The 15,998-nt window shown below is 48.6% G+C and carries 12 protein-coding genes; 7 read left to right on the forward strand and 5 right to left on the reverse strand.

Features of this window, described 5'->3' with window-relative positions; translation table 11 throughout:
* Window positions 1-23: 23 nt before the first annotated feature.
* The 4 genes from HC352_RS02300 to ettA all read left to right on the forward strand — a co-directional run bounded on the left by HC352_RS02300 (window position 24) and on the right by ettA (window position 5,563).
* Window positions 24-1,634 carry a dynamin family protein gene (locus HC352_RS02300; RefSeq protein ID WP_168917401.1) on the forward strand — a complete coding sequence of 537 codons (1,611 nt, stop codon included), beginning with the start codon at window positions 24-26 and terminating at the stop codon, window positions 1,632-1,634.
* 26 nt (window positions 1,635-1,660) lie between these two features.
* On the forward strand, window positions 1,661-3,124 hold the full coding sequence (locus HC352_RS02305) for a GTP-binding protein (RefSeq protein ID WP_168917402.1): 1,464 nt from the start codon (window positions 1,661-1,663) through the stop codon (window positions 3,122-3,124).
* Between the two features lie 130 nt (window positions 3,125-3,254).
* A complete protein-coding gene (locus tag HC352_RS02310; RefSeq protein ID WP_168917403.1) occupies window positions 3,255-3,788 on the forward strand; it encodes a single-stranded DNA-binding protein in 534 nt (177 codons plus the stop codon).
* A 92-nt stretch (window positions 3,789-3,880) separates the two neighbouring features.
* Window positions 3,881-5,563 (forward strand): energy-dependent translational throttle protein EttA, encoded by a 1,683-nt coding sequence (gene ettA / locus HC352_RS02315; RefSeq protein WP_168917404.1) that lies wholly within the window; start codon window positions 3,881-3,883, stop codon window positions 5,561-5,563.
* 117 nt (window positions 5,564-5,680) lie between these two features.
* Here ettA and HC352_RS02320 read toward each other — a convergent pair whose 3' ends face one another.
* A complete protein-coding gene (locus HC352_RS02320) occupies window positions 5,681-6,580 on the reverse strand; it encodes an acyl-CoA thioesterase (protein ID WP_168917405.1) in 900 nt (299 codons plus the stop codon).
* A gap of 157 nt (window positions 6,581-6,737) precedes the next feature.
* On the opposite strand from HC352_RS02320, the gene malQ reads away from it, so the two are divergent.
* Together malQ and HC352_RS02330 are read left to right on the forward strand one after the other, a co-directional pair.
* A complete protein-coding gene (malQ, locus tag HC352_RS02325; RefSeq protein ID WP_168917406.1) occupies window positions 6,738-8,879 on the forward strand; it encodes a 4-alpha-glucanotransferase in 2,142 nt (713 codons plus the stop codon).
* 7 nt (window positions 8,880-8,886) lie between these two features.
* Window positions 8,887-9,186, forward strand: a complete 300-nt coding sequence (locus HC352_RS02330) for a PTS sugar transporter subunit IIB (protein ID WP_305792417.1) — start codon at window positions 8,887-8,889, stop codon at window positions 9,184-9,186.
* A 49-nt stretch (window positions 9,187-9,235) separates the two neighbouring features.
* Here HC352_RS02330 and HC352_RS02335 read toward each other — a convergent pair whose 3' ends face one another.
* On the reverse strand, window positions 9,236-10,426 hold the full coding sequence (locus HC352_RS02335; RefSeq protein WP_211080697.1) for a dicarboxylate/amino acid:cation symporter: 1,191 nt from the start codon (window positions 10,424-10,426) through the stop codon (window positions 9,236-9,238).
* 132 nt (window positions 10,427-10,558) lie between these two features.
* Between HC352_RS02335 and HC352_RS02340 the strand changes: the two genes are divergently transcribed.
* Window positions 10,559-11,602 (forward strand): LLM class flavin-dependent oxidoreductase, encoded by a 1,044-nt coding sequence (locus HC352_RS02340; RefSeq protein WP_168917407.1) that lies wholly within the window; start codon window positions 10,559-10,561, stop codon window positions 11,600-11,602.
* Window positions 11,603-11,694: 92 nt separating this feature from the next.
* Here HC352_RS02340 and HC352_RS02345 read toward each other — a convergent pair whose 3' ends face one another.
* The 3 genes from HC352_RS02345 to HC352_RS02355 all read right to left on the reverse strand — a co-directional run bounded on the left by HC352_RS02345 (window position 11,695) and on the right by HC352_RS02355 (window position 15,996).
* Entirely contained in the window at window positions 11,695-12,471 is a 777-nt protein-coding gene (locus tag HC352_RS02345) for a formate/nitrite transporter family protein (protein WP_168917408.1), read from the reverse strand.
* A 74-nt stretch (window positions 12,472-12,545) separates the two neighbouring features.
* Window positions 12,546-15,092 (reverse strand): aminopeptidase N, encoded by a 2,547-nt coding sequence (gene pepN / locus HC352_RS02350; RefSeq protein ID WP_168917409.1) that lies wholly within the window; start codon window positions 15,090-15,092, stop codon window positions 12,546-12,548.
* Between the two features lie 214 nt (window positions 15,093-15,306).
* On the reverse strand, window positions 15,307-15,996 hold the full coding sequence (locus tag HC352_RS02355) for a hypothetical protein (RefSeq protein WP_168917410.1): 690 nt from the start codon (window positions 15,994-15,996) through the stop codon (window positions 15,307-15,309).
* Window positions 15,997-15,998 lie beyond the last annotated feature (2 nt).

The following is a 15,998-nucleotide window of genomic DNA, read 5'->3' on the forward strand; positions in this document are numbered from 1 at the left end:
GAAAGATTAAGACCGTCACAGATATGGGAAATATACGTGTTGATGCTACAAAATACTACGGAATGGGTTGTAATGGAAAGGTGACTGCCAACTCGTTTTCTCGTAAGAACCTTGCTGACCTTGTGCGCCGAACAGTAAGCGCACTTCGGGAGGCGACTTTGCCATTAGAAATGCCAGGTTCGTTTAATTTAGAAGGTTCGCGCCGTCAGCTATTAACACAGCTCGAATCTAGAATCTTGCCGCATATTGAAGCCCGTGATGTGCCGGCAGTTATCGTTTTTGGTGGTTCATCGGGTGCCGGAAAATCAACGTTGGTAAATTCGATTGTGCGAGCTGATGTGTCACCTGCATCAGTTTTGCGACCAACTACACGTACACCAATGGTTGTTATGCATCCTGATGATGCTGAAGCAATGAGTGATCACGCTTTGCTTGAGATGGGCAAGGACGTCCAGATTTCTTCCGCAATTCAGGGAGTCGTGCTTGTTGATGCGCCAGACCTCGATTCAGTGGACGATACTAACCGGGAACTGTCAGCGCGGCTGCTTGACGCGGCTGACCTGTGGGTCTTTGTGACAACGGCCGCTCGTTATGGGGATGCGTTAGCATGGAACACTTTGCAAAATGCTCATGAGCGTGGAATTACGTGTGCTGTTGTTCTCGATCGTGTGTCTGAGCGTGCTTTAAGTACAGTTCGCAGTGATTTAGCTCGTCGGATGGGGGATTTAGGCCTTGCCGATGCGCCGTTGTTTATCATTCCAGATCAGGGTGCCCATGAAGGTTTATTGTCAGAATCAGTTGTGGCAGAACTGCGTTCATGGTTAGAGATGATAGCTGCAACAAAAATGGGAGATTCGCTCGTCGATCGGACAACGCGCGCAACCCTGCCCGCATTACGTGAGCAATTATTACAACTGGCTGATGCATTAGAAGTCCAAGAACATGCTTTGCAAGATTTGAAGGACAAAGCCATTGAAAGTGCTCATGGGCCGCTAGAAAAGTTGTGTACAAATATTTCTCATGGGCGATTCGGCCAAGGGGCGCCAACGGCCTCGTGGCTTTCGTTCGCGTCGACTGGTGGCGTGTTGGCTGGTCTAGTGTCAAAGTCTAGACCATCGATATTTGATCGGAAACGAAAAGCTCGGGATAATGCGGTCACGGCAAGTTTTGACATTCTTTATACGGCGATCAAAGTAGCGTTGACGCAAGCGCTTGTCACTGCGCAAGCCCAAGCCGATGAGGCATGGAAGAAAGATGTGGTCAATACGGCACAGCTGCGTGAGCAAGTACGTCAGCGTCTTGATATTGATGCTATTGTGACAGCTACTGCCCAGGAATGGAAGAAAGATCTAGCGCATATTGCGCATAAGGTTCCAGCGCATCCGTGGTTATCGCATTCGGGTGTGGCATCTTTATTAGGCTGTGCTGCCGGCGGTATTTCCGGTGCTAATTCAGTGGCGCGGTCAAGCGGTTTAGAGGCTCGTGTAGACGAGGCCCAAGAAGCCTTAGTAGCTCGTGTTAATGAAGCGCTAGATGCCTTGACTGGTATCTATATTGCTGTTGCCAGCGAGATCAAAATTACTGATAGTACCGATTTACGATTACGTGCAAGCGAGTATCTGGCTCATTCGTAAGCTAGACATCAGGAGGAAGAGACAAGATGGAAGATCAGCAGGTAATCCGTGTTGAAGGTGCTCATGCAATTGCAGATCGTTTAGAGCGGTTGCAAGATGCAGTTGCGGCTGGGGGACAATATTTCGATCCTTATGTTTCTGCTCGTGCCCAAGATGATCTTCGTCGTACCCAAGAGCGGATGAGCCTAGGTACTGATATTACTGTTGCAGCGTTAGTTGGTGGTACTGGCTCTGGTAAGTCATCGCTTTTTAACGCGATAACAGGGCTTAATTTTGCTGATTCTGGAGATATTCGGCCGATGACCGAGCGGGCAACAGCATGTACCTATGGTACGGATGCGTCAGCCTTGCTTGATTATCTAGCTGTCGATCATGATCGCCGGATTGAATACGACTCAGAATTAACAGTTGGACACGAAGAATTTGACCGGCTTGTGTTGATTGATTTACCAGATCATGATTCAGTGGCGGTGGAGCATTCGGTTGAGGTTGAGCGACTTTTGCCGATGGTCGATATTCTCATTTGGGTGTTAGATCCACAAAAATACGCTGATCAGGTGTTGCACACTTCGTATTTAGAGAAGCTGACTGAACGAGCTGAAGTGATGGTGGTTGCGCTTAATCAGATTGATACCGTTCAGCAATCCCAGCGACAAGTATTACTCGATGACGTTCGTAAACTCCTTGCCAGCGATGGTTTGCATGATCTTCCCATCGTGATGACATCGGCGCTTACGGGGGAAGGCGTGGGTGAATTGGCGGGCCATATTCGTACTGCTATAAGCCGTCCTTCTGTGGCTGCGACGACGGCGGCTGCCGAACTTGACGCTATTGGCCGCCGGTTGCGTTTTAATGTTGGTTCTGGCGAAGCTGATGTTCAGGGATCTCAGCGTACCGATATGATTGACCGTATTTCTCGGGCTAGTGGTGTTGGTGCGGCAGCAGAGTCAGTCCGAAATGCTGGCCGGTCCTTGTTTTCAACTGCTTATGTTCAGCCGGAAAAGTTGGGGCACTCGATGTCGGTGGCGGTGCGAGATAGTTGGATGGGATTTGTTCGACGCGGCTTGCCTGATATTTGGCAGGACGCGGTAGTAGCTGATGTTGCTAGTGCGGAACGGTTGCGGCATGCAGTGGGGAATGCGTTGAAGGCTGTTGCGTTACCACGATTGAACCGTGGTTTTGCTTGGGCGCTGAGTGTGTGTGCTGCAGTTGTTCTGGTTGTTGGCATCGTTTTGGGTGCGGTTGGTTTGCCGTTTTCTTCTGTTGGCGGTCGGTTAGGTACCGTTGGCGTGGGATATGTTATTGCCATTATTTTATGGGTTGTGGCAAAAACGTGGTTACGCCGACGGGCTGGCGCGCTTGCTCAGCAGTACGAAGACCAAGCGCGTTTAGCAGTTGGTGAAGTCTTTGATGAGACGATGGTAGCGGGACCAGCGAAAGTGCTTGATAAGCATAAAACTACTCGTATTTCTCTGGAAACCTTCATTTAATGTGATTTGATTTTGTCCACTAAAGATTTCTAAGAAGTGCTTTTCCACAGATTAATTAATGAGGCGACGAGAGTGTTCTTTAGCGTTCCACAATAGTGATGTACCTATTGTGGAACGCTTAAAGGAGCACATGATGTCTAATGAAACATTTGTAACTATTCGGGGATACGTTGGCAGTACTCCAACGGTTTTTAATAACTCAGCTAACCGTGATACGGGTGAAACTCTGACGACGAAAACAACCGTCATCCGGGTTGGTGTTACGCCACGGTATTATTCGAGGGCGAAGCGAGAGTTCAAAGATGGTAATACTGCTTGGTACACCGTTCGAACATATGGATCTTTGGCAGATAATGTGGCACAAAGTGTAGAAAAAGGGACTCCCGTTCTTGTGCGTGGCCGATTAACTGCGCGTGCCTATGAAGATAAAAATAAGGTTATGCGCACCGAGCAAGTGATACTTGCTGATAGTTTGGGAATTGAATTAACTTACGGAAGTGCCAGCTTTACTAAAAAGTCAGCTATGCCTTTAGAGACGATCCCGGGAGAACCTCAGTATGGATCTGGGCCAGTAGAAGATGTCATTGATGAGCAATTCTCCACGTCGCGTGAGCCTGAGCCTGAAGAAGATCCTGCTGGCGTACTCACTAATGTTTTAACGTGAGAAAAACAGCGTCACTATGGTTGGCAATAGCCGTTGAGTCGACTAAGGTTGGTGGTGGTTAACCAGTTCCATTTGCTAGCTATTGGAGAAACGTGGCTGAGTTTATTTACAATATGGTTCGTGCTCGAAAGAAGATCGGGGACAAACTTATTCTTGACGATGTGACAATGTCGTTCTACCCAGGGGCTAAGATCGGTATGGTCGGCCCTAATGGTGCCGGAAAGTCAACAATTTTGAAGATTATGGCTGGCCTTGATGAGCCATCGAATGGCGAGGCTCGGTTGAGCCCAGGATATTCGGTTGGTATTTTGCTTCAAGAGCCACCGTTGAACGAAGAAAAGACAGTACTAGAAAACGTTCAAGAAGGTGTTGGCGATCTTATCGCTAAAGTGCATCGCTTTAACGAAATTGGTATGGAAATGGCTGATCCAGATGCCGATTTCGATGCTCTGATGGATGAGATGGGCAAGTTACAGACTGAAATTGATGCCGCTAATGGTTGGGATATTGATGCTCAACTAGAGCAGGCGATGGATGCGCTGCAGTGTCCTCCGGGGGACACTCCAGTTAATGTTCTCTCTGGTGGTGAACGTCGCCGAGTGGCATTATGTAAGTTGCTTTTAGAAGCTCCTGATCTTCTCCTACTTGACGAGCCCACAAACCATTTGGATGCGGAATCCGTCTTATGGCTCGAGCAGCATTTGGCCAAGTATCCAGGTGCCGTTATTGCCGTCACCCACGATCGCTATTTCCTCGATCATGTCGCGCAGTGGATCGCAGAAGTTGATCGTGGCCATCTGTATCCTTATGAGGGTAACTACTCTACTTATTTGGAGAAGAAGCAAGAGCGTTTGCAGGTTCAAGGGAAGAAAGATGCCAAGCTCAAGAAGCGTTTGGCCGAAGAACTTGAATGGGTACGTAGCTCGGCTAAGGGACGGCAAGCTAAGTCAAAGGCTCGTTTGGCACGTTACGAGGAAATGGCTGCTGAAGCAGATCGAACTCGTAAGCTCGATTTCGAAGAGATTCAGATTCCACCAGGGCCACGTCTTGGTAACGTGGTATTGGAAGCAACCAATATCAAGAAGGGGTTTGGTGATCGTGTATTGATTGATAACCTTTCCTTCACGTTGCCGCGCAACGGTATTGTCGGAATCATTGGACCAAACGGTGTAGGTAAGACGACGCTATTTAAGACTATCGTCGGTCTCGAACCGCTCGATGAAGGAAATCTGAAGATCGGTGAAACAGTTAAACTGAGCTATGTTGATCAGAACCGCGGTGGAATTGACCCAGAAAAAACTTTGTGGGAAGTCGTATCTGATGGTTTGGACTATATCCAAGTAGGTAACGTAGAGATGCCTTCACGCGCTTATGTATCAGCTTTCGGGTTTAAGGGTGCAGATCAGCAAAAGAAGGCAGGTGTGCTTTCTGGAGGTGAACGCAACCGACTCAATCTCGCGTTAACCCTCAAGCAGGGTGGTAATTTGATTCTTCTCGACGAACCAACTAACGATCTCGACGTCGAAACATTAGGTTCGTTGGAAAATGCCTTACTTGATTTTGCTGGATGTTCGGTGGTTATTACCCACGATCGTTGGTTCTTGGACCGGGTTGCTACCCACATTTTGGCTTACGAAGGAACTGAAGAGAATCCATCAAATTGGTACTGGTTCGAAGGAAACTTTGAGTCTTATGAGAAGAACAAGATCGAGCGGCTAGGTGAAGATGCAGCTCGACCAGGTTCATCTGCCTACCGTAAACTCACTCGGGGATAAAACTCGATTGCGGAACTAAACTCGGCGGGTAGGAACAAACACATGGTGTTTGTTCCTACCCGCCAAACTTTTACGAAAAATGTGGAATTATTGCGAGGGGAAGTGGTGTATTTATCGCTACGTGATGTTACGGGTACGAGTCATACCTTCTTGAGCCATCGTTGCGATATGAACGCCATTTTGGAAGAACTTAGCAATAGAAAGTCCTCGGCCACCTTGTGCTGATGGAGAGTCAAGTTCAGCTAATACCCAGTCGGCCATATCAACATCTCGATGCCACCAAATAGCGTGATCGAGGGTAGCAAGAGAAATATCTGGGCTCAGCCAAAACATTCCGTGCCTGCGCATCACAGGCTCTAACATGAATTGATCTGTGGCAAATGCCAGCATAGCTCGATGCAGGAGTTGAGTAGTTCCGGCTGGCATAGGATTACGGGACTTAAACCAAATCAACGTATGGCCATCTCGCTTTATAGCCGGCTTAACCCAAATCGGGCCATCTACGTGGCGCATATCAATCGCACTCGTTGTGTGCATATGCTTTGAAGCAGGATGATCAAAATTTGCAAAAAATTCCACTGAAGATTCTAAACTGTGGGGATGAGGCGCCCATGGCATGGAAGAAGAGTGCTCCACTCCGGGTTGTTGTTCTTGAAAAGAGGCACGGCAGGAAAGGATTGTTTTACCATGTTGCGATGCGTGTACGCGTCGGGTGGAAAATGAGCGCGAATCATTAACTTCTTCAACATCAAAATTAATCGGTTCGTGTTGATCTCCGGGACGTATAAAAGCTGCTGTAATGGAATGAATATCGCGATGCGGATAAGTGTCCATCACCGTGGCCCAAGCAGACATAACGGCTTGCCCGAAAACTTGTCCGCCATAGACCCGACCATTTATTTGGGAGAGATTTGTGCCGGTGTAACTTCCTGGTTCCCGCACGCGAAGACGTAATGTTCGCAAGATGGAGGCGAGTGGTTCTTCAGTAGATTGTGGAACTGGCAGAAATGCCGTCATGAGTACCTCCTAGATATGCACGTGACTATATTTTACGTTAGTTTGCGTTTTGACAACGACATGCGCATGTCAGTTACAGAAAATCATTACATTCTGGCAGAATGAGAAGCGAGAAAAGTAGTGAGGAAGCTACTTGTGTACGCGTCAAGGAGAAACAATGCCAGATCAGCTACTTGATCTTGATAAACTTCATCGGTTAGCAGATGCCTATAATGTGGCAACCGAATTCTGGGCTTTCAATGGGGAACATGAATTTGTTGACCAAGAAACTCTTATCGCTGTACTTGCTGCGATGGGGGTGGATGCGCGCACAAATGAAACGATCAATGCTGCCCTTATTGCAAAAGAAGAAGCTCCGTGGCGCCAGATCCTTCCACCGTGTGTAGTTACCCGCAATGATCATGAATATATTGTGCAGGTCCATGTTCCACACGGCTGGGATGTTTCCCTGAGTGTTATCTGCGAAGACGGAACTGAACGTAGCGTTCGGCAAGGGGAAGATTTTACTCCGCCGCGAACGATTGAAGGCCACGAAATTGGGCAAGCTAGCTTTATTATTGATCCAGGTTTGCCGCTTGGATATCACACATTGCTTGCCAAGGTTAGTCATGCAGACACCGAGAAGATAGCGGAAGATCGCACAACGCTGATTGTTACCCCAGGACGGTTAGACAAGGGCTCACTTGCGTTCAAACGTTCTTGGGGAATGATGGCTCAGTTGTATTCAACTCGTTCCGCACAATCATGGGGCGTCGGCGATGCTGACGATTTACTCGAGATGGCATCACTTTTTGGTTCTATGGGGGCTGATTACTTACTTGTTAATCCGCTTCATGCTGCCGAGCCAATTGAGCCGCTTTCGCCGTCGCCTTATCTGCCAGTTACTCGACGGTTCTTCAATCCCATGTATATTCGTCCGGAGAATATTCGCGAAGTAGCCTATCTTTCCGGCCCAGAGCGTTCTCTTATTACCTGGGCAGCCGAAAATGTGAAGAAGGATTCGGTTAAGAATACTCATATTGATCGTGATGCAGCATGGAAAGCAAAGCGTGAGGCTCTTGAAGTGATTTTCAAGGCCGGACGTTCCCAGTCCCGCGATCGTGAGTTTGCGCAATACCGTCATAATGAAGGTCAGGGCCTAGAAGATTTTGCTTTGTGGTGTGCTCTAACTGAGGTTTATCAAGGTCAACCTTTCCCAGAAGAATTGCATGATGTTCATAGTCGAGCTGTGGCAAAGGCTCGCGCTTCGCTACAAGAGCGCATTGATTTTTGGGCATGGTTACAGTGGATTATGGATCAGCAGTTAGCTGATGCACAGCGTGCTGCTAAAGCTGCTGGAATGACATTTGGAGTGGCTCACGATCTTGCAGTGGGTGTTCATCCACAGGGGTCTGACACGTGGACTATTCCAGAGGCATTTGCGAAGGGCATTGGTGTTGGTGCTCCACCGGATATGTATAATCAGCAAGGCCAGAATTGGTCTCAGCCACCGTGGCGTCCAGATGCCCTAGAACGGATGGACTATGCGCCGTTTCGTGACATGGCTCGTACTGTGTTGCGTCATGCGGGTGCTTTGCGAGTTGATCACGTTATGGGGCTGTTCCGTTTGTGGTGGATTCCGGAAGGGTCAGCGGCCAGTCGTGGTACGTATGTGCGTTTTAACCATGACGCTATGGTCGGTGTGCTACTCCTCGAAGCTCATCGAGCCGGAGCTGTGGTTATTGGTGAGGATTTAGGCAATGTGGAACCGTGGGTGCGTGAGTACTTGCGTGACCGTGGTATTTGGGGCACTTCAATTTTCTGGTTTGAAAAAGATGAACAGGGTAACCCCTTACGTGCGGAAGATTACCGGTACGATGCGATGGTGTCAGTTGATACGCATGACTTGCCACCTGCTGCTGGTTATCTCGCCGAAGAACATGTGGATTTGCGTGCCCGATTGGGGCTACTTGTTGATCCGGAAGAAGAAGTGCGCGCACAGGCTCAGCATGAACGTGAGACGGTATATGCTCGACTGCGTGAGTATGGTTTGATTGGTGAAGATCCGTCAGAGCGTGAAGTTATTGAAGCTCTGCATGTCTATTTGACGAAGACGCCGTCGCCTTTGCTCTGCATTTCGCTTGTCGACGCAGTAGGAGAACGTCGCGCTCAAAACCAGCCGGGTACTGATCAAGAATACGCAAACTGGAAGATTCCGTTGGCAGATGGTACCGAGAAGGTAGTATTAGTAGAAGAATTAGCACAGCATCCACGACTTCTATCGCTGTTGGAGTCTTTTACGCAAGCTTTTAATAGTTAGAAAGTGGATGCGTAAGATGAATGCGGGCGGTTTTCCGCCCGCATTCGCGACTGTAGGGAAGGTATTCGTGGAACTCGTTGCGCAGGATTTCGTTTTAGGTCTTGGTGGCCAAAAGAATATTCTTGAGGTTACGCCTGCCTATACTCGGATTCGTGTGAAAGTTGCGAGTTTAGGGCCGGTGGACGAAGAAATCTTGCGGGCTGGTGGTGCCTATGGTGTGGTTCGGCAAAAATGCTATGTGCAGTTAATTGTTGGGCCAGGCGCCGACCAGCTCGCTCAAGAAGTGAGCGAGCTGGTCGGCGCCTAGTTTGGCCGGGACGTCGCATAGATTATCTGTGACGTCCGAACGTTAATATTTAACGATGAATTCGTTTTGCTGCAAAACGATTGACAATCATTGCGATGGCACCGTCACCGGTCACGTTCGTTGCAGTTCCAAAAGAATCAACAGCTACGTAGAGGGCAACCATGATGCCATACATAGGATCAGTAAATCCAAGTGTTCCTTGAACTACTGATTGTGCAGCGGTAATTGCGCCACCAGGTACGCCAGGAGCTGCGATCATGATGATGCCAAGCATAAAGATGAAGCTAATAATTGCTCCTGGCGAGGCAGTAATACCGAGCATGTATTGCAATGCGAGTGCGAAAGCAGTGATTTTAATAGTTGATCCGGCAAGATGAATCGTTGCACATAGGGGGACAACAAATCCTGCTATATCTTCTGATACGCCATTTTTTAAGGTTGAACGTAGGGTGACTGGGATAGTGGCGGCAGATGAAGCAGTTCCTAATGCAGTTGCGTAAGCATCTCGCATATTCCACAACGAGCGGAGCGGATTGTGCCTAGCAATAATTCCGGCAATTGTGTATTGCAAGAGAAGCATTGCAATTGTTAAGACGAAAGCAAATAAAATAACTTTTGCCATTGCCACAATAACGGTTTCGAACTGGCCGGATTTGGACATGTTTAAGAAGATGCCGAATACGTGCAATGGCAGAAGTGGGACGATTGACCGGCGGATAATGAGGTTGATGATCCTACGAAATTCGCTAAATAGCTCAATAATTTTATTGGCATTTGCGGCAACGGCGCCAAAGCCGACGAGGAAGGCTAGAATCAGTGCGGTTAAGACACCGAATACTGGTGGCAGAGTGAAACCGGCGTCCATCAGGGAAGCAACGGCATTTTCTGGCTCGGCTAAATCTGGCACTTTTTGATTTGCCAGCAAGCTAGGGAAAAAGACAGTAGCTAGGCCCCAGGTGCTTAACCCGGCAGTAATTGTTGATATGTAGCCCAGAGCGACTGTCAGAATGACCCAGCGGCCACCAGACTTCCCCAAGTCAGCAATAGCTGGCGTAACAAGACCAACAATAATTAGTGGGACGACGAATCCGAGGAATTTTCCAAAGATGTCGTTGAAGGTTGCAAACGGAATAATGGCTACTTCAGGTAGTACTTTACCTAAGATTGCGCCGCAGATTATTGCAATAACAATCCATACTAAGAGGTTGCTGAGCAACCTCTTGATAATAGGAGGCTCCATGATTGTCCTTTCTCGCGGGGGAATCGCTCGATATGAGGCTCTTATGGTCTGTTATCCTAGGCGATTTATAGGGACCGAGGAAAGCTCGCTCACAGTGTGGACAAATCTTCAAAGATAGTTTATAATTCAACTATGAAGAGATTTGGTTTTTTAAGTTTTGGTCATCATTCAATCGACGGACGTGACGGTCTCGACGCTGGCGAAGTTCTTCGCTCAAGCGTTGAACTTGCCCAAGCAGCCGATGAAATCGGCGTTAATGGCGCGTACTTCCGTGTTCACCACTTTGCACCGCAAGGTGCTTCACCTATGCCGCTTATGGGAGCCATCGTTGGTGCAACTAAGCATATTGAAGTCGGTACCGGAGTTATTGACATGCGATATGAAAATCCGTTGCAACTAGCTGAAGAAGCAGCTGCATTGGACTTACTATCTCAAGGCCGTCTCGCTCTCGGAGTTTCGCGTGGTTCACCAGAACCTGCGTTGCGCGGTTGGGAAGCGTTTGGATATGGGGCCAAAACGGAAAACGGTGCCGATATGGCTCGCGAAAAATTCGAATTGTTCCTCGCGGCTATTCGTGGGTATGCGTTTGCAGAAGCTAATTCCCTTGACCAGCAATACCCACAGATGTACAAGCCTGGCACACCACTACCTATCTTCCCGCATTCACCGGGTCTTGAACAACGCGTATGGTGGGGGTCAGGAACACGACTATCGGCTGAACAAGCAGCTAAAGATGGCGTTAATCTCATGAGCTCGACACTTGTTTCTGAAGCTGATGGATCAAGCCTAGGCGAACTTCAAGCAGAACAGATTCGAGTCTACCGGCAAGCATGGCAAGAAGCTGGCCATGATTGGGAACCACGGGTTTCCGTATCGCGTTCGGTGTTCCCGATTGTTACGGGTGAAGATCGAGAAATGTTTGGTTTGCTTGCCAGCGATAGTGACCAGATTGGTTTGCTTGAAGGCGCAACGAAGACCACCTTTGGCCGCACCTATGCGGCAGAGCCAGATGTTCTTATCGAGCAACTGAAGGCAGATCCAGCTATTGCCGCTGCGGACACGTTGATGCTGACAATTCCAAACCAATTAGGAACAGATATCAACACGCGCATCTTGGATAACTTCGCTAAGCATGTTGCTCCAGCACTTGGATGGCAGGCGAATGCTGAGATTTAGCAACAACGACTGGATCGGAAACGATTGAACTGGGGTCGGGTTTGTGGTTCTACACCACAAACCCGACCCCAGTTCAGTCTTTTGAAAATGAATTAGTCTTCCATTCTGGCAGCTAACACATAGGTACCACCAACAACGAGTCCGCCGCCAACTAAATTACCTGCGCCAGCAACCAGTAAGCTCATCGTGGCAGCGCCTAAAGAAATGCCACCGGCATCATTCATAAAAGCCAATGAGAACGAGGTCATATTTGCGACGACGTGCTCGAACCCGGCAGCCACAAAAACTGTAATTGCCCATGCGATAACAATGATCTGGGCAACTTCATTCTTCATTCGATTAATAGTCCAAATTGCTAAACACACCATAACGTTACACATGATTGCCCGGAAAAAGACCTCTGAATAGTCTTTGTGAAGTTTTCCAGAGACAACCGCATCGAGCATCTGGTAATTCAACGAATCCTTCTTAAAGACGTTCGCTGCACTGATTAACGCAGATATAGCAATTGAGCCAACTAGGTTGCCGATGAGCATGAAAGCAATAAGCCACGCGGCGCGAAGTGCACTCACTTTTCTACGAATTGCTGCTAGCGGCATGATCATCATTCCTGAGGTGGCCAGCTCGCCACCTGCAAAAACAACGAGTACCAGGCCAATACCGAAAACTAGACCCATCATAGTGCCAGCTAGGTCCGAGCCATGAACATACATTCCGGAAACGCCCGCATACATAAACAAGCATCCGATTCCTACAAAAGCCCCAGCAAGAGCTCCGCCTACCAAGTAACTGCCCACATGCCGTGCTTTATTTGACTTAGCAAGGCCTGCTTGCGCTTGGTTATCAAGTGTTTGGCCAAAAGTATCCATTACAAGTCCCCAATCATAAGTGTGGGATGAGGGAAATATTCCTCATCCCACACTTGACAATGTACAGTTAAAAACTACGCATCTGCCTTTTGTGCGTGAGCAGCTCGTTGCGCATGTGCAAGTTCCTCAGAGAACAAACGTCGAGCAGCTGGAGCTACGTCTTCGTTATCTGCTAGCCATGCTTCGCCTAAGGCGACAATATCAACGCCTAAGTCTTGACGTCCAGTGAGCTTCGTTGGGAATGCTCCGCCAATGAAATTCGAAGCGATTTCAACAGTGCGGTTCTCCCATTGTGATTCGATAAGCGCAAAATATTTGTCCACAAATGGAACGAGAAGCTCTGGAGCACCCAAAGTAAAACCATAGGCGGCGGCTCGTTGAATCGAATTGGGTACCACTCCGCCGGTGATTTCTTCCCAAGCAGCAATCTTAGCCTCTGGAGTAGAAATAGCTGCCCGGGCGCGTGCTGCGCTTGCTGCACCCGAGGCCGTATTGTCACGTTCAATACGTTCAGTCTCGATGTCTTCTGCCGTAACTCGATTGGCTTGAGCTAACCGAGTTAAAATAACCCAACGGAAATTTGCGTCAACGCTCAAACCAGCAGGAACATTAGTACCAGCAAGCCACCCCTCAACTCGATCAATTTGTTCATCAGTATGAGCCATAGACACTGCGGCCATGGATAGCTGCAACTGACGGTCGCTTTCTGGAGCCGCGTTAGCAGCTAGTTGTGCAAGTTGATTCCCAACTTGCGTCTGCAATTGCTCACGTTTAGCTGGCGCTGAGTACAAATTAACTGCCGTCGACAACTGATTAATCAACGAACGTAGCACAGTGCCATGATCTTCAGTTTCTAGTGCACGCAATACAAGCTGCGCGTAATCAGATGCTGGCATCTCGCCGTCGCGCGTCATATCCCAGGCAGAGAACAAGACGAGAGTACGTGGCAAACGATCGGTAAAGGCATTGATATTCTCGATCGCAAACGCCAACGATTCTTCATCAAGACGAACCTTGGCATACGCCAAATCGCCATCGTTAATCAAAATTAACTGTGGACGTTCAATGCCGGAAAATGCTGGAACAACAGTGGTTTCGCCGTCGATATCTAACTCGGTGTGCGCAACCCGAACAAGCTTACCGCTCTCATCGAGTGAATAACCGCCAACGCCAATTCGATGTGGACGCAATGATGCGCGTCCATCACTTGACTGTTCAATAGCAAACTCGGAAATCGTTGAACCATTCATCGTCATACGCGGACGTAAAATATTAATCCCGGATTCTTGCAACCAGAGCTTTACCCACTCGGTTAGATCGCGGCCAGATGCCGCCGAGAGCTCAACCAACAAATCCTCGAGCGTCGCATTACTCCATGCCTTCTTCTTCAGGTATTTTGAGACTCCAGTGAAGAACGCATCACGGCCAACGTAAGCAACAAGCTGCTGGAAAACCGAGGCTCCCTTGCCATAGGTGATGCCATCAAAATTAACCTGAACATCTTCTAAATCACGAATTTCAGCGGCAATTGGATGAGTCGAGGGCAATTGATCTTGCATCTGAGCCCACGACTTCTCCGAAGAATTAAACGTTACCCAGGCATCAGTCCAGCGGGTTGCTTCGGCAGTAGCTACATGCGAAGTGAACTCAGCAAACGACTCGTTAAGCCACAAGTCATTCCACCACTTCATCGTCACCAAATCCCCAAACCACATATGGGCAAGCTCGTGAACTACCGTAATAGCGCGACGCTCAACTAGAGCCTCCGTTGGACGAGAGCGGAACACATAATCGTCTAGAATCGTCACACAGCCTGGGTGTTCCATTGCTCCCGCATTATATTCTGGTACAAAAATCTGATCGTACTTTCGGAATGGGTAGGGAACGTCCCATGCTTTTTCAAAGAAGTCCATTGCCTGCTTAGTAATATCGATGATTTCTTGGCTATCTAAATATTCAGCAAGTGACTTGCGCGCATAGACGCCCATCGGAATTGTTCGGCCATCCATCGATGGATGGGAATCCGTGGTGCCTTCATATGGTCCAGCAACAATACAAGTCAAATACGATGAGATACGTTCAGTAGGAGAGAACTCCCACGTAGCAAAACCATCGCCGGCAGGCTTAGGCTGCGGGGTTGGTGAAACTGAGAAAACCTTCCAGTGCTCCGGGGCAGTGACAACAAACGTAAACTCCGCCTTGAGATCTGGTTGTTCAAAAACTGTGTACATCCGGCGCGAATCTGGCACTTCGAACTGCGAATAGAGGTAGACTTCCCCATCTGCCGGATCGATAGCCCGGTGTAAACCTTCACCGGTATGAGAGAACTCACAGGTTGCGTCAACAAAAAGTTCGTTCTCTTCTTGCAGGTTTTCTAGCAAGATACGTGAATCAGAGTACGCTAAAGTTGGGATTTCGATGCCATTAAGTACAATCTTTTCAACCGATTGAGCGATAAGGTCAATAAAAGTTGCCGTACCAGGAGTGGCACTAAACTTGGCCGTGGTCTGAGAACGGAACGTAGTATCGCCACGGAGATCCAATTCCACTCGGTAACTATGGGTGGTGATGAGCTCGGCACGTTGTGCGGCTTCGATGCGCGTAAGGTTTTGTCCTGGCATGGATCGTCCTTTCGGTTGTGGGGTGGCGTAGTTGTCAGTGTGTCACCCAAGGGTGTGACAAAAAGTCACGAAACGATACTAGTTTACGCGCAGAAACGGGAAGATAACAGGGCGACGACGATAAAATCCAGTTTGTGGACCGGTAGAGCCGGTGTTGAGCCTTCTTAACGCATATGTCGAGGGTTATGTATCCGTTGGATAATGATGGAACAGCTTAGCTGACAAACCGAGCATGAGGCGCATGCTGAATCATGTTCTCGATAGCTGGGTGTATGAAATGTCCATCATCAGATTGCGGTTCGCCAGCAGCTTGAGCATAGGCGTATAAAAATTTAGTAAGGGGAGTACCAATATCGACTGATTCAGGTGCGGCATGAGCCAAGGCACGTGCGCCGATGCCGTACAAAAGCATCCCGGGGAGAACCTCTTGAGATAGATCTTCACGGGGCATTGCAAATGGGATATCAATCCGGCGTGCTCCAGCATGTTCATAAAAGCGAAGGCGTGCTGTCGGGTTGCCGTAGTTACTGACATGGGTATGGATCTGTGGATCCTCAACTTCGAGCAAAATGAGCAAAGGATCGTAGCGCTGAGTCAATACGCGTACGGTTTCGTGCAATAAACGTGAGCCAATTCCACCACCGCGGCCAGCTTGACCAACCGCCAGCCAAGCTATGAGAATGACTTCTGTGCCCGCATCTGACTGTCCGGTAAAGTCCGAGATGCTCAAGGAAACGGCCACCGGTTGATGATGGATAAAAGTGGCTAATGGGAAGATGATTCCGTCATCGAACATTGCCATGAACCCCGAGCTTTCCGGTCGTTCACTGGCCGGAAAGCTCGGGATCAGGATATTGTCAATGATCTGGATAAACTCATCCCGGGTAGGGATTCGAATTTCCATTA

Origin of the sequence: Arcanobacterium buesumense (assembly GCF_012563545.1) — a bacterium.
In the GTDB taxonomy this organism is placed as follows: Bacteria; Actinomycetota; Actinomycetes; order Actinomycetales; family Actinomycetaceae; genus Arcanobacterium; species Arcanobacterium buesumense.